The organism is Brumimicrobium mesophilum, from assembly GCF_003025005.1.
Lineage (GTDB): Bacteria > Bacteroidota > Bacteroidia > Flavobacteriales_D > Crocinitomicaceae > Brumimicrobium > Brumimicrobium mesophilum.
The window spans coordinates 1-991 of record NZ_PVSS01000052.1 but is presented as its reverse complement, the minus strand read 5'-3'; the positions used below and the strand labels follow the sequence as shown (position 1 = coordinate 991).

Annotated in this window: 1 protein-coding gene; it reads left to right on the top strand. The window is 33.3% G+C overall.

Annotated features, from left to right (window positions below; genetic code table 11):
* The first annotated feature begins 59 nt into the window (after positions 1–59).
* Positions 60–884: a zinc ribbon domain-containing protein gene (locus tag C6368_RS16995; RefSeq protein WP_107040410.1), complete on the top strand. Its 825-nt coding sequence runs from the start codon at positions 60–62 to the stop codon at positions 882–884.
* The last annotated feature ends 107 nt before the right edge of the window (positions 885–991 follow it).

Here is a 991-nt window from a genome sequence, read left to right as displayed (position 1 = left end):
TGACGTTATACGTAATAATGTAAGTCGTAAAAACTATCCAATAAATTATTAACCCAAATATGAATATTCCGAATTTACCAGATAGCCTACATAAATCACTTTTCATTATTGGATTAATTTGTGTTGCATTCGCCTACTATGAGTACGATCAGAACGATTTAAAAATTGAAAACGAATTACGTTCCGTGAATGGTATGTTAGATGATATTTATTTTCAAAAAATTAAAGTAAAGGGCTTAGAGACTGATTTTCAAATGACGTGTTGGGAAGAAGCGCATAAATTAAGTCTAGAAGTAAAAGATTTTTGCGAAAATGATAAAGACGGAGAATTAGATTTTTACAGATTACTTTCTGGTACCGACAAGGAATTGAGAGTGAGTGATTCTTTGAGCAATCTTTGGCAAGTTATTGAGAATGAGAGGGAATCAAGAGATGATATGATTGATAAACATGAATTTTCGGTCAGCAACTTTAGAGATAATGAAGAAAGATTGTTAGATCGAAATGATTTCAATTCTGGTTTAGGCATATTTGGAGCGATATTGGCATTCATAGGAATTGCAAGATGGTGGAGAGTTCAAACTATACAGGATGAGATAATTAGATTAAAGCTCCCTAAAAAAAGAAAGTTTGAATATTGCCAAAGTTGTTCAAGAAATTTTTCCTTCAGAGTTTTATTCGGCACCAAAGCAGATGGTTCAGAAACGGACCTATTCTGCTCAGACTGCTACGATAAAGGTGTATTCACTGAATATTTAGATGCTGAATCGATTAAAGAAAAGAAAGATCACTTGCTTACTAAATGCAAAACGAAATTCGAAAAGAAAAGAATCGAAGATAGATTTAAGAACTTACGAAGATGGACAATAAATGATTACGACTAACTAATATGAATGTACGTATAACATCAACTAAAAGCCACGGGCTAAACAACCACATTAGAGAAGCCCGCGCCTCCTAGTTGAGAACCGTTAAATCGAAAATAGTCCAT

Coding starts and splice junctions, on each gene's coding strand:
- C6368_RS16995 (WP_107040410.1), top strand. CDS start 60: ATGAATATTCCGAATTTACCAGATAGCCTACATAAATCACTTTTCATT.